The sequence below is a fragment of the Dactylosporangium darangshiense genome (assembly GCF_039537565.1).
Lineage (GTDB): Bacteria > Actinomycetota > Actinomycetes > Mycobacteriales > Micromonosporaceae > Dactylosporangium > Dactylosporangium darangshiense.
Genome location: NZ_BAABAT010000007.1, coordinates 211,878 through 224,768, shown reverse-complemented (window position 1 = coordinate 224,768; position 12,891 = coordinate 211,878). Strand labels below are relative to the sequence as shown.

The window sequence follows — 12,891 nt, the reverse complement described above, 5'->3', positions numbered from 1 at the left end:
ACGAACGTGTTCGGCAGCGCGGCGGCGTCATCCGTCGGGTCGTGTTCGTGACGAACGTGTTCGCTAGCGCGCTCGCGTCGCCTGTCCGGCCGTGTTCGTAGCGAACGTGTTCGGCAGCGCGGGCGGGTCTGTTGTTGGGCCGTGTTCGTGACGAACGTGTTCGGCAGTGCGTGCCGGGGGCGGCGCTGGTGAGGGCGGGGCTTGGTCGAAAGCGATGGTGCCGGCCGTCAAGCGGCGAGCAGGGCGGCGCCGGTCAGGACCGCGGCCTGGCCGAAAGCGGTGGTGTGCAGTGGGACGTCGGGCGCGCCGGGCAGAGAGGCGGCTCGCATGGCCGCGGTGACCGAGGCGACGAACGGCTCGCCCAGGCCGAGTACGCCGCCGCCGAGCACGACGACGTCGGGGTCCAGCAACGTCGCGGCCGCGGCGAGGCACGCGCCCAGGACCCGGGCGGCGAGGGCGATTGCCTCCCGCGCGGCCGCGTCGCCGCTGCGGGCCGCGGTTGCCGTTGCCTCCAGCGTCGGTACTTCGCCCAGGCCCGCCGCCCGCGCATACAGCGCCGCGATCGCGGGGCCCGCGGCGTAGGACTCGACGTGGTCGACGGCGCCGCAGCCGCAGGGACGGCCGAGGGCGGCCGCTGCGGGCAGGTGGCCGACGCTGCCGGCCAGGCCGTGGCGGCCGCGGACGAGGGCGCCGGACGCGACTACGGCCCCGCCGATGCCGGTGCCGGCGGCGACGACCAGCGCGTCGCGGGCGCCGGCGGCGGCGCCGTGCCGGGTCTCGGCGACCGCCATCGCGTGGACGTCGTTGTGGACGGTGACCGGCATGAAGAGGGCGGCCTCGAGCGCCGCGCGGACGTCGGTGCCCCGCCAGCCGGGCAGCGAACCCGTGGCATGTGTGACACGGCCGTCGGCGTCGACCGCGCCTGCTGTGCCGACACCGCAGGCGACCGGCGTGGCGCCGGGGGAAGACGAGGCCGCGCGGCGGGCGAGGTCGGCCGCGGCCTGCAGGACCGCGGCCGGGCCCTCGGCGGCCGGCGTCGGGCAGCGCAGCACCGGCCCGGCAAGGGCGCCGTCCGCCGCGACGAGCGCCGCCGCGATCTTCGTCCCGCCGATGTCGACCCCGACGACGCTCATCGCGCGACCGCCGCGACGGCAGCGACGGCCGGATCAGAGGCGACCCCGAGGACGCTCATCGCACGACCGCCACAACGGAAGCGACGGCCGGCCGAGGGGTGACCCCGACGGCGGTCATCGCGCGACCGGCGACGGCCGGCCCTGGGGCGAGGACGACGGCGTTCATCGCGCGGACGCCGCGACGGAAGCGACGGCCGGCCCAGGGGCGAGGACGACGAGCGTCATCGCGCGGACGCCGGGGTGGCGGCGTAAAGGCGGCGGGTCAGGGCGAGCGGGTCGGTGATGGCGGTGCCGACCACGACCGCGTGCGCGCCGGCCGCGAACGCGGCCCGCACGTGCGAGTCGGTGGCCAGGCGCCCCTCGGCGACCGTGCGCACCCCGGCAAGAGCCAGCCGGGCCACCAGATCCAGGTCGGGCTCGGTCGATTGTGGACTGTCCATCGTGTACCCGGAAAGCGTCGTCGCCACCAGGTCCGCGCCCGCCGACCAGGCGGCCGTCCCCTGCTCGAAGGTGGCGACGTCGGCCATGAGCGGCAGGCCGAGCTCGTCGTGCACGCGAGCGGCGAGCTCGGCGATCGGGAGGTCGCCGCGGCCGGTGGCCTCGGCGGCGATGACGTCGGCGCCGGCGTCGGCCAGGGCGGCGGCGAGGTCCCAGGCGGGCGTGATGAGGTAGCGGTCGGCGGCGCGGACCTTGTGCAGGCCGATCACCGGCAGGTCGACCGCCGAACGAGCCGCGCGCACGTCCTCGGGGGAGTTCACCCGCACCGCGACCGCGCCGCCCAGGGCCGCGCACTCGGCGAGCCGCGCGATGGCGTCCGGTGAGCGCAACGGGTGCCCCTCGGGGGCCTGGCACGACACCACCAGGCCGCCGGCCGTTGCCTCCAGCACCGATCCCATGCCGCCTCCACGTTTACGATTGGTCTAGACCACCGTAGCATCCAAGTGGTCTAGACCAAAGAGACCAAAGAAAGAGACCAAAGAAGGACCGAGGTGGCATGACCGAGACCAAGCACGAGGTGCTGCGCGCGCATCTCGAAGGGCTCATCGACGCCGAGCTCGGGCCGGACGAGAGGCTGCCAGCGGAGCGGGACCTCGCGCTGCAGTTCGGCGTGAGCCGGATGACGGTGCGGCAGGCGCTCGACCGGCTCGAGCGGGAGCGGCGGGTGTACCGGGTGCGCGGCGCCGGCACGTTCGTGGCCCGGCCGCCGATCACCAAGGGGATCGAGCTCACCTCGTTCAGTGAGGACATGCGCCGGCGCGGGCTGCGGCCGGGGTCGCTGCTGCGGGCGGCCGAGGCGGTCGCGGCGGGTGCCGAGGTCGGGGTGGCGCTGGGGTTGAGGCCGGGCGACGAGGTGTACCACGTGGCGCGGGTGCGCACCGCGGACGGGGCGCCGATGTGCATCGAGGACGTCTACCTGCCGGCGGGCGCGGTGCCCGGGCTACTGGAGCTGCCGTTGGACGGTTCGCTGTATGAGGCGCTGTATCTGCGGTACCACATCCGCCTGATCCGCGCCGACCAGTCCATCCGCGCCGTGGTGCTCGACCGCGACGCCGCCGCACTGCTGGACGTGCCCGCGTTCAGCCCGGCCCTGCTGGTGGAGCGGACGGCGTTCGACCAGCGCGACCGGGCCGTCGAGCGGGCGGTGTCGACGTACCGCGCCGACCGCTACGCCTTCGAGGCCGAGATCGTGCGGCCAGCGGAGCGCGGCTAAGGCCCGAGCGAGCCGAGGATCGCCACGCCGACCGCGGTGAGGTGGTCCACCAGGGGCTCCGTCGGGTCGGTCATGCCGCGCGACACCCAGTCGATGACGACCTCGGTGACGCCGGCGACGAGGGTGAGCAGCGTGCGCTCGTAGCGCATCGGGTCCTGCGGGCCCAGCACCACCGGCCGCACCAGGCGGCCGAACAGCTCGGCGTCCTTGCGCAGCAGGCCCCGGCGGCGCAGCTCCATCCGCGGCGCGTTGATGTAGATGACCCGGGCGCGCTGCGGATGTTCGGCGAGCAGGCGCACCAGGGTTTCGAGCATCGGGCGCAGCACCTCCTCGGCGCTGGCCGGGCGGCGGGGCGCGGCCGCGGCGACGCCGTCGAGGAGCCAGTCGTTGAGCTCGCGGTGCACCGACAGCAGCAGGGCCTCGCGGTCGGCGAAGTCGTCGTAGAAGTACCGCTTCGAGACCCGCGCGAGGGTGCAGACGTCGGCGACGGTGACGTCGTCGTAGCTGCGGGCGGCGAAGAGCTCGACGGCGGCGGCGACGAGGCGCTCGCGGCGGTCGGCCGCGCGCTCCTGGCGGGACTGCCCGCCGTAGGTCTCGCCGCGCCGGGAGCCGACGGACGCGACATCGGTCATCGTCCACCCCCCGCCCCGACGCGAATGCCGACACGGTACCGCGAAAAAAGTTTCGAAAGACCCCGGCAAGATTTCCGGCCGTGGAAGTTTCACGCCGGCGGGGGTGCGGTGCTGTCCCGGACGACCAGCGAGGTGACCAGTTCGACCCGGGCCGGCTCGACCGGCTGGCCGGCGGCGAGGGCGAGCACCATCTGGGCCGCGGCGTTGCCCATGCCGGCGAACGGCTGGCGGACCGTGGTCAGCGGCGGGCCGCACCAGCGGGCCGGCTCGATGTCGTCGAAGCCCACCACGCTGAGCTCGTCGGGGATGCGCAGGCCGGCCCGGCGCGCGGCCTCGTACACGCCGAAGGCCTGCAGGTCGTTGCCGCACAGCACCGCCGTCGGGCGTTTCGGCAGGCCGAGCAGCTGCCGGCCGAGCTCGAGGCCGTCGTCGAAGGAGAACGCGCCGCTGCGCACGAGCGCCGGGTCCAGGGTGAGCCCGGCCGTCTCCAGCGCGGCGCGGGCGGCCTCCAGGCGGGCCCGCACGCACATGAACCCGGGCGGCCCGGTGATGACCCCGATCCGCCGGTGGCCGAGGTCGAGCAGGTGGCGGGCGGCGGCGATCCCGCCGCTCCAGTTCGTGGTGCCCACCGACGGGGTGTCGTGCACCGGCTCGCCGGTCGGGTCGAGCACGACGAGCGGTACGCCGCTGGCCGTGAGCTGCTGGTAGTACGTGCCGCGGTACGCCGAGTGGACCGCGATGACGCCGGTCGGGCGGCGGCTGAGCAGCAGGTCGGCGGTGCGCCGCCCGGCCCGCGGCGCGCGGCCCTGCAGGTCGGTGAAGCCGACGGTCAGGCCGCGGTCGCGCACGACCTCCTCGACCCCGCGCATGATCTCGATCGCCAGGTGGCTCTCCAGGCCGGAGAACGCGACCTCGACGATCGGCGTCGCGCTGGTGTTGTCGGTGCGGCGGTACCCGTGCTCGCGCAGCAGCGCCTCGACCCGCTCGCGGGTGTCGACGGCGATCCCGGACCGACCGTTCAGAACTTTCGAAACGGTCGGCGACGAGACCCCGGCGAGGCGGGCGATGGTCGCCACGGTCACCGTCCCGCGGGGTCGCCGACCTGCCTTCTCATCCGGTTTCGCATCGGTCACCAGCGCATTCTAGGCAGATCGTCGATGCGACCAGGAGCCTCGAACGGCGTCGACGGGCTCGCCGGAGGGCATTGACGAAGTTCGGTGGCGATCGTAGCCTCAGGAAACATTTCCGAATGAGTTCGGAATGTTTCGAAACGTCTCCCCGACGGTCGACCGCCGGACCAGATGGAGTGCACGGTGTCCAATCCGGACGAGATCACCAGGAACTGGCGCTCACCGGTGCGTGTGGCGATCGTCGGCACCGGCGGCATCGCCCGCATCCACCTGGAGGCGCTGCGTGAGCTGAACGACCGGGCGCTGGTCGTGGCGGCCGTCGACATCGACGGAGACCGCGCCCGGTCGTTCGCAAACCGCCACGGCATCGCGCACGCGGGCACCGACCTGCGCCGCGCGATGGCGCAGACCGCGCCGGACCTGGTCCACGTGTGTACCCCGCCGGGTGCGCACGCGGACCCGGCGCGGGAGGCCCTGGCCGCGGGCGCGCACGTGCTCGTCGAGAAGCCGCCGGCGCTGAGCCTGCGTGAGCTCGACGAGCTCGCCACGGCCGGCGCCTTCGGCACCGTGTTCCAGCACCGCTTCGGCTCAGGCGCCCGACGGCTGCGGGCGCTGCTGGCCGCCGGCGTGCTCGGCCGCCCGCTGCTCGCCGTGTGCGAGACCAGCTGGTACCGCACGCAGGAGTACTACGACGTGCCCTGGCGCGGCCGCTGGGACACCGAGGGCGGCGGCCCGACGATGGGGCACGGCATCCACCAGATGGACCTGATGCTCGCGGTGCTCGGCGACTGGGCCGAGGTCCGCGCGGTCGCCCGCCGCCAGGCCCGCCGCGTCGACACCGAGGACGTGTCCCTGGCACACGTCACCTTCGACAGCGGCGCCGTGGCCACCGTCGTCAACAGCGTCGTCTCGCCGCGGGAGGAGAGCCGGCTGCGCTTCGACTTCGAGCACGCCACGGTCGAGGTGACGCACCTGTACGGCTACGGCGACGACGACTGGCGCATCGCGCCCGCGCCCGGCCACGAGGAGCGCGTCGCCCTCGCCTGGAAGGCCGGCGCTGCCGGCGTCGCCAGCGGCCACCGCGCCCAGTTCGACGAGGTCCTCGCCGCCGTCGCCGGCGGCGCGCCGCCGCCCGTCGAGGTCGCCGAGGCGCGCCGCACCCTGAGCCTCGTCGCCGGGATCTACGCCTCCGCGTTCACCGGCCGGCCCGTCACGCCGGCCGACCTCGGCCCCGGATCCGTTTTCTACGACCGCATGCAGGGCTCCGGCCCGCCCTGGGAGATGGCATGAGCAACGCACCCGGCACCGTGACCGCGCCCGCCGGCCTCGACTTCGCGCTGCAGCAGGACTCCTCGCTGCGCGTGACGTGGCGGGGCCGCGAGCTGTTCCGCTACGTCTACCGGCCGCGGGAGTCGCAGGTGGAGTCGCCGCGGCCGTACCTGCACCCGATCCGCACCATCGGCGGGCGCCTGGTGACCATCTACCGGCCGCACGACCACGTCTGGCACAAGGGCCTGTCGCTGGCGCTGAGCAACGCCGGCCCCGACAACTTCTGGGGCGGCCCGACGTACCTGCGGGCCCTCGGCGGCTACGCGCAGCTGCCCAACAACGGCAGCCAGCGCCACGAGCGCTTCGAGGTGCTCAACGCCGGCGACAGCAGCCTGCGCTGCGTCCAGCGGCTGCGCTGGCTGGCACAGGACGGCCGGGAGGTCTTCACCGAGCGGCGCGGGCTTTCGGTGACGGTGCTGCCGCACCGATCGGCCTGGCGCCTCGACTTCGCCACCGACCTGCGCAACACCGGCGGCGAAGCGGTCGAGATCGGCAGCCCGCAGACCGAGGGCCGCGAGGGCGCCGCCTACAGTGGACTGTTCTGGCGCGGCCCGCGCAGCTTCAGCGGCGGCGTCGTGCGGGTCCCCGACGCCACCGGCGCCGACGACCTCAACAACGCCCGCGCGCCCTGGCTCGCGTTCGTCGGCCGCCACGACGGGGACGGCAGCGCCTCGACCGTGCTGTTCGTCGACGACGGCGCCAACCCCACCCACCCGACGAGCTGGTTCGTGCGCAGCGAGGCCTACGCGGTGGTGTGCCCGGCGGTCTTTTCGCAGCAGGTGTACACCCTGAGCTCCGGCGACGAGCTCCAGCTGCGCTACGGCGTCGTCATCGCCGACGGCGACCTCGACACCGCGGCGTGCGCCGAACTGGCGGCGTCGTGACACCCGGCTTAGCGTGCACCGGCCACGTCGCCCTGACCTTCGACGACGGCCCGGTCCCGTCGGGCACGGCCGCCCTGCTCGACGCCCTGCGTTCCTGCGACGCGCGCGCCACGCTGTTCAACATCGGCCGCAACGCGCGCGACGAACCGGGCCTGGTGCTCGCACAGCGGGCCGCCGGCATGTGGCTGGGCAACCACAGCTGGAGCCACCCGCGCCCGACCACGCTGCCGGAGGGCGAGGCCGAGGACGAACTGCGCCGCACCGGCCGGATGCTGCGACGCATCACCGGCACCGCGCCACGCCTGTTCCGCCCGCCGTACGGCGACACCAGCCCTTCGGTGCACGCCCTCGCGAGCCGCCTGGGCCTGACCGAGGTCCTGTGGGACGTCGACGCGCGCGACTGGGCCGGCGCGACCACAGACGAGATCGTGGCCGCAGCCGATTCCCTGACCGCCGGCCAGGTGATGCTGATGCACGACGGCTACCCGTCGACGGTGGCAGCGGTACCGCACATCGTGGCCCGCCTGCGCGAGCGCGGCCTGTGCCCGGGCATGATCTCGCCCTCCACCGGAAGGGCGGTCGCTCCGCGGGGTTGAGGGCGGTTCGCCCCGGCGCCTCAGTTCGTGAGGAAGGTCCGGCTGTCCGGACTCAGCAGCGCCGCCCGCCCGCGCCGCGTCAGCGTGATCTCCTCCCGCACGTGCTCGCTGCCGGCGTACCGCCACAGCACGAGCCGGTTGTGCTCCAGCACCTGCACGGCCTCGTAGAGGATCTCCCGCACCGGCGCCGCGTGCGGCGAGGCCTGCAGCAACGAGATCCGCTGCAGCTCCGGAACCCCTTGCGCAATCTGGCGGTACACGCTGTCGACCGACAACAGCGACGGATGCAGGTGGTAGTTCTTCGCACACCCGACCCACAACACCGCAGCCGCGATGTCGCGCAGGTCCGACTCGTAGATCGCACGAAGCCCCGCGATGCACGCGAGGCCGGGCTGCCGGGGAGCGGTCATGGCGCACAGCGTAGGTCGTCGCGTCAGCCCTGCCTTTCCGGATGGCGGAAGGATTGCGCCCGCGGTCGACCCATCGCCGCGCATCCATAGATCCTTGACGCACCCGGCGGGGGTGCCTAACGTTGGGGAAAGGGCCGGGGGGACGCCGCCATGACCACCGGAAACGCCGCCCGGACCGTCACCAGCCGGGTGCTGAGCGTCCTCGACGCATTCAACGGCGAGCACCGCCGCCTCACACTTTCCGAGATCAGCCGCCGCGCCGGCATGCCCCTGGCCACCGCACACCGCCTGGTCGGCGAGCTCGCGACGTGGGGCGCTCTGGAGCGCGACGCCGACGGCCGCTACCAGATCGGCCTGCATCTCTGGGAGGTCGCGGCTCTCGCCCCACGGGGCCTGGGCCTGCGCGAGGCCGCGATGCCCTACCTGGAGGACCTGTACGAGGCCACGCACCAGCACGTCCAGCTGGCGGTCTTGGATGGCGTCGACGTCGTCTACGTGGAGCGCCTGTCGGCCCGCGGCGCCGTGCTGGTCCGCAGCCGCGTGGGCGGCCGCCTCCCCGCCCACACCACCGGCGTCGGCCTGGTGCTGCTGGCCCACTGCCCGGTGGACGTGCTTGAGCAGTACCTGTCGCGCCCGTTGGTCGCTTTCACGCCGCTGACGATCGCCGACCCTTTACGCCTGCGCGCAACTCTGGACAAGGTGCGGCGATCGGGCCACGCGGTGAGCGACCGCCAGGTCCAGATGGACGCGGTCTCGGTAGCCGCCCCGGTACGCGACGTCGAGGGCCGCGTGACGGCCGCCCTGTCGGTGATCGTCCCCTTCGACGGCATGCAGCCGGCGGCCCTCGTCCCCGCCGTGGTGGCAGCGGCACACGGCATCTCCCGCTCGCTACTGCGCCGAGCAGCCGCCGCGTAACACACCAGCCACAGCCCATCTCGTCCTCCATCTATCCGCCCACCGAACGCGTCCGCGACGAACGCGTCGGGCGGCGTTCGTGCGCGGGCTTGCCGGATGTGTTCGTGACGAATGTGGTCAGAGGGCGGGTGGGTTGGTGCTGCCGAACGTGTTCGTGACGAACGCGTTGGGCGGTGTTGGTGCGCGGGGTTGGCGAACGTGTTCGTGACGAATGTGGTCGGACGGCGGGTGGGGCGGTGCTGCCGAACGTGTTCGTGACGAACGTGTCCAAGTGGTTGTCGGTGTGCCGTCTGCGAACGTGATCGTGACGAACGTGTTCGTTACGAATGTGATCGGGGACGCAGGTGCTGGAGGTTGGGGGTTAACGAACGCGTTCGTTACGATCGTGTTCATGAGTCCTCGTCGGGTTCCTGTTAGTCGGCGTGATCGGCCTGCCAAGGCGCCGTTGAGTCGGGACGGTGTTGTTGCGGTGGCGTTTGCGATCATGCGGGAGGAGGGGGTTGAGAAGGTCACCATGCGGCGGCTGGCCAATGAGCTTGATACCGGGCCGGCCTCGATTTACGTGTACGTGCAGAACACGGCTGAGCTGCATGGGGCGTTGCTCGACGAGTTGCTGTTCGGGCTGGTGTTGCCGGCCGAAGGGGCCGATGCGCAGTGGCGGGAGCGGCTCATCGAGCTGCTCGAGAGTTACACCTCGCTGTTGTTCAGGTATCCCAGCCTTGCCCGGTCCGTGTTGACGTTGCGGCCTTCGGGGGCGAACTACCTGCGGCTCATCGAGACCGTGTTGCAGCTGCTCCAGGTCGGCGGCGTGACCGGGCGGCGGGCCGCCTGGGGAGTCGATCTGCTGCTGCAGCATGCGACCGCCATGGCCGCCGAGCAGGGGACCCGCAGCGAAGAGGGGGACCTCGACGACGGGCCGCAGTTGCAGGTCATGGCGATCCGGGAAGCCGACGCTGAGGGCTATCCGGGCATCGATCAGGTGCGGGACGAACTGTTCTCCGGGACTGGGGAGCAGCGCATGCGATGGGCGTTCGACGCGATCATCGAGGGCGTCGCGGCCGTCGAACCGGCTGCGTAAAGCGGCTGCCGCTCGACCGCGGTCCTGCGACGCGCCACCGCTCGGAGCGTCCGGCTGGCTGGTGAAGGGTGTTGGTGTCCTGGTTGACGTAAGTGAGCCGGCCAAAGTATGGCCTCGACGAACGCGTTCGTGACGAACACGTTCGTTAAGGTGAGAAGAATTCACAACCTGCCGCCTCCGGTGAGGGGCGAGGAGAGGGGATCGTCGTGAAGGAACGTACCGAGATTGCGATTGTCGGGGGTGGGCTCGGAGGGCTCACGCTCGCGCGGGTGCTGCATGTTCATGGGATTCGTGCCGTTGTGTACGAAGGCGACGCGTCGCGTGAAGCCCGTGGGCAAGGGGGGATGCTCGACATCCACGACTACAACGGGCAGGTTGCGCTGCGTGATGCCGAGCTGTACGAGGAGTTTCGGCGCATCGTGCATCCCGGTGGGGAGAGCATGCGGGTGCTCGACCGGCACGGGAACGTGCTCATGGAGGAGCGCGACGACGGCGCCGGCGGGCGGCCCGAAGTCGACCGCGGGGATCTGCGGCGCATGCTGCTCGACTCGCTGCCCGACGGAACCGTGCGGTGGGGGAGCAAGGTGACCGGGGTGCGTGCGCTGGGCGACGGGCGGCACGAGATTGCGCTGGGTGACGGGGAGACGACCACCGCGGACCTGGTCGTGGGGGCCGATGGGGCCTGGTCGCGGGTGCGAGGGCTGCTCACCGATGCGCTGCCGGCCTACGCGGGCGTGACCTTCTTCGAGCTCGACCTGCACGACGCGGACCGGCGGCATCCCGAAGCCGCGCGGGTCGTGGGTGAAGGGATGCTGTTCGCGCTCGGGTCGGGGAAGGGGTTCCTGGCGCACCGGGAGACCGACGGTAGCCTCCACGTGTACGTTGCGCTACGCGTTGCCGAGGGCTGGGCGGCCGAGGCGGGGGTGTGGGCCGAAGGCGGAGCGGCCGGCTCGGGGAGTCCCGACAAGAAGGGCTCGGGGCGTCGCGACAAGAAGGGCTCGGGGCGTCCCGGCCTCGAGATGGGCTCGGGGCGTACCGATGAGGAGAAGTCGGCGCTGTTGGAGCATTTCGGCGGGTGGGCGCCCGAGCTGCGCGCGCTCATTGCCGAGGCGGATGGTGGGCTCGTGCCGCGCGCGATCAACGTGCTGCCCGTCGGGCTGCGTTGGGAGCGGGTGCCAGGAGTGACGCTGCTCGGGGACGCTGCCCACCTCATGTCGCCGTTCGCGGGGGAAGGGGCCAACCTCGCGATGTTCGATGGGGGCGAGTTGGGCAAGAGCATCGCCGCGCATCCGGGGGACGTCGAGGCGGCGCTGCGGGAGTACGAGGCGGCGTTGTTCCCGCGCAGTGAGCAGGCCGCCGCCGAAGCCGCGGCCAACCTGGAGCTGTGTTTCCGCGATGACGCTCCGCAAGGGCTGGTCGACCAGTTCGCGACCTATGCCGCGGCGGGCTGACCACGGTCACGGGGAGTTACTGCGCACGTTGCCGCGGGTCGGGCGTGCTGGCGGGAGAGGTTGACGTGCACGCTGCGGCGGGCTCGCCGCGCTGGCGGGGAGGTTGCCGCGCACGTTGCCGCGGGCCGGCCCGCTGGCGGGGAGGTCGCCGGGGACGCGCTGACAGGGTGACAGGGCGGCGCGGGCTGACAGGGGTGGCGCAGCGAACTGTCAGGGTTTGTCACAGGTGCGTCGCTAGCGTCGCGAGACATGCGGGTTCTGCTGCTTGTGCTGGTCGCGCTGGGGCTCCTCGGGGCGTCCGCGGAGCCCCAGTCGCGGTTCGACAACGGGCTTGCGCTGGCGCCGCCGATGGGGTGGAACGACTACAACGCGTACGGGCTGCAGGTCAACGAGCAAGTCATCCGGGACGCGGCCGACCGGCTCGTGGGCTCTGGGCTGCGCGACGCCGGATACGTGTACGTCAACATCGACGACGCCTGGATGGCCGCCGACCGGGACGCGAACGGGAACCTGCAGGCGGATCCCGACAGGTTCCCGCATGGCATCCGGGCGCTCGCCGACTACGTGCACGCCCGAAGGCTGCGGCTCGGCATCTACGAAGACGCCGGCGTGAAGACCTGTGCAGGGCTGCCGGGCAGTCTCGGGCACGAGCGGCAGGACGCGCGGCAGTTCGCGGCGTGGGGCGTCGACTACCTCAAGTACGACTCCTGCTACGCCGGGGAAGGGTGCGGGCAGACGACATGTGCACCCGTCCGTGAGCACTACGCTGCGATGCGTGACGCGCTGACGGCGACCGGGCGGCCGATCGTGTTCAGCATCTGCAGTTGGGGTGCGGACCGTGTGTGGGCGTGGGGCGCCGGGTACGGCAACCTGTGGCGCACCACGCCCGACATCGCGCCGACGTTCGCGAGCCTGCTCTCCGTGTTCCATGCGAACGTCGGGCTCGCCGGGTACGCCAGGCCCGGCGGATGGAACGACCCGGACATGCTCGAGGTCGGCAACGGCATGACCGAGACCGAGGACCGCGCGGAGCTCAGCCTGTGGGCGGCGATGGCGGCACCGCTCATCGCCGGTGCCGATCTGACCACGGCGAGTCAGCAGACGATCGCCGACCTCGCCAACCGGGACGTCATCGCCGTCGACCAGGACCCGCTCGGCCGGCCCGCCCGCCTGCTGTCCGCGGATGGCGGGCTCGACGTGCTGGTGCGGCCGCTCACGAACGGTGACGTCGCCGTGGTGCTGTTCAACGAGACCGACGCCGCGGCGGACGTCTCGACTACCGTCGGGCACGGAAGGTACACCATGCGCAATCTGTGGGAAGGAACCACGGCCGTCACCGATGGGACGGTCGGCGCGCACCTGCCCGCGCACGGCGCTGCGATGTTCCGTCTTGCGAAGGGGTAGAGGACATCCCACGTTCTACGTAGGATGTCCGGCATGCGACGACGCATCGAAGGTGTTCTCCTCCTGGCCGCCGCGCTAGCCGCCGCGGCGCCACCACAAGCAGCGCACGCCGCGGCGGCACCGCAATCAGCGCAGGCTCAAGCAGCGCACGCTCAAACAGCGCACGCCGCGGCGCCACCGCTAGCGGCGCAGGCTCAAGCGGCGCAGGCTCAAGCAGG

13 protein-coding genes are annotated in these 12,891 nt (G+C 72.4%); 8 read left to right on the top strand and 5 right to left on the bottom strand.

Features of this window, described 5'->3' with window-relative positions; all coding sequences use genetic code 11:
• Positions 1-227: 227 nt before the first annotated feature.
• Positions 228-1,133 carry an ROK family protein gene (locus ABD901_RS16565; protein ID WP_345127725.1) on the bottom strand — a complete coding sequence of 302 codons (906 nt, stop codon included), beginning with the start codon at positions 1,131-1,133 and terminating at the stop codon, positions 228-230.
• A 221-nt stretch (positions 1,134-1,354) separates the two neighbouring features.
• The gene (locus ABD901_RS16560; protein WP_345127724.1) at positions 1,355-2,029 is read right to left on the bottom strand and encodes an N-acetylmannosamine-6-phosphate 2-epimerase; all 675 of its coding nucleotides are present in this window, start codon (positions 2,027-2,029) and stop codon (positions 1,355-1,357) included.
• Between the two features lie 98 nt (positions 2,030-2,127).
• Between ABD901_RS16560 and ABD901_RS16555 the strand changes: the two genes are divergently transcribed.
• Complete coding sequence (locus ABD901_RS16555) at positions 2,128-2,844, top strand: GntR family transcriptional regulator (RefSeq protein ID WP_345127723.1); 717 nt, start codon at positions 2,128-2,130, stop codon at positions 2,842-2,844.
• Here ABD901_RS16555 and ABD901_RS16550 read toward each other — a convergent pair.
• Positions 2,841-3,476 (bottom strand): TetR/AcrR family transcriptional regulator, encoded by a 636-nt coding sequence (locus tag ABD901_RS16550; protein ID WP_345127721.1) that lies wholly within the window; start codon positions 3,474-3,476, stop codon positions 2,841-2,843. The genes ABD901_RS16555 and ABD901_RS16550 overlap by 4 nt on opposite strands.
• 89 nt (positions 3,477-3,565) lie before the next feature.
• On the bottom strand, positions 3,566-4,609 hold the full coding sequence (locus ABD901_RS16545) for a LacI family DNA-binding transcriptional regulator (RefSeq protein ID WP_345127719.1): 1,044 nt from the start codon (positions 4,607-4,609) through the stop codon (positions 3,566-3,568).
• A 180-nt stretch (positions 4,610-4,789) separates the two neighbouring features.
• Here ABD901_RS16545 and ABD901_RS16540 point away from each other — a divergent pair, with 180 nt between their 5' ends.
• The 3 genes from ABD901_RS16540 to ABD901_RS16530 are packed head-to-tail and all read left to right on the top strand — an operon-like array spanning position 4,790 to position 7,415.
• A complete protein-coding gene (locus tag ABD901_RS16540) occupies positions 4,790-5,896 on the top strand; it encodes a Gfo/Idh/MocA family protein (RefSeq protein WP_345127717.1) in 1,107 nt (368 codons plus the stop codon).
• The gene (locus ABD901_RS16535; protein ID WP_345127714.1) at positions 5,893-6,819 is read left to right on the top strand and encodes a DUF6807 domain-containing protein; all 927 of its coding nucleotides are present in this window, start codon (positions 5,893-5,895) and stop codon (positions 6,817-6,819) included. The genes ABD901_RS16540 and ABD901_RS16535 overlap by 4 nt, the downstream gene beginning before the upstream one ends.
• Entirely contained in the window at positions 6,816-7,415 is a 600-nt protein-coding gene (locus ABD901_RS16530) for a polysaccharide deacetylase family protein (RefSeq protein ID WP_345127712.1), read from the top strand. Before ABD901_RS16535 ends, ABD901_RS16530 begins: the two co-directional genes overlap by 4 nt.
• A gap of 20 nt (positions 7,416-7,435) precedes the next feature.
• Here ABD901_RS16530 and ABD901_RS16525 read toward each other — a convergent pair whose 3' ends face one another.
• Positions 7,436-7,825 carry a hypothetical protein gene (locus tag ABD901_RS16525; protein WP_345127709.1) on the bottom strand — a complete coding sequence of 130 codons (390 nt, stop codon included), beginning with the start codon at positions 7,823-7,825 and terminating at the stop codon, positions 7,436-7,438.
• Positions 7,826-7,975: 150 nt separating this feature from the next.
• Between ABD901_RS16525 and ABD901_RS16520 the strand changes: the two genes are divergently transcribed.
• The 4 genes from ABD901_RS16520 (at position 7,976) to ABD901_RS16505 (ending at position 12,673) form a co-directional block, all read left to right on the top strand.
• The gene (locus ABD901_RS16520; RefSeq protein ID WP_345127707.1) at positions 7,976-8,740 is read left to right on the top strand and encodes an IclR family transcriptional regulator; all 765 of its coding nucleotides are present in this window, start codon (positions 7,976-7,978) and stop codon (positions 8,738-8,740) included.
• A 469-nt stretch (positions 8,741-9,209) separates the two neighbouring features.
• Positions 9,210-9,818 (top strand): TetR/AcrR family transcriptional regulator, encoded by a 609-nt coding sequence (locus ABD901_RS16515; protein ID WP_345127704.1) that lies wholly within the window; start codon positions 9,210-9,212, stop codon positions 9,816-9,818.
• A 206-nt stretch (positions 9,819-10,024) separates the two neighbouring features.
• Positions 10,025-11,269: an FAD-dependent oxidoreductase gene (locus tag ABD901_RS16510; protein WP_345127700.1), complete on the top strand. Its 1,245-nt coding sequence runs from the start codon at positions 10,025-10,027 to the stop codon at positions 11,267-11,269.
• A gap of 249 nt (positions 11,270-11,518) precedes the next feature.
• Positions 11,519-12,673, top strand: a complete 1,155-nt coding sequence (locus tag ABD901_RS16505; RefSeq protein ID WP_345127698.1) for a glycoside hydrolase family 27 protein — start codon at positions 11,519-11,521, stop codon at positions 12,671-12,673.
• Positions 12,674-12,891 lie beyond the last annotated feature (218 nt).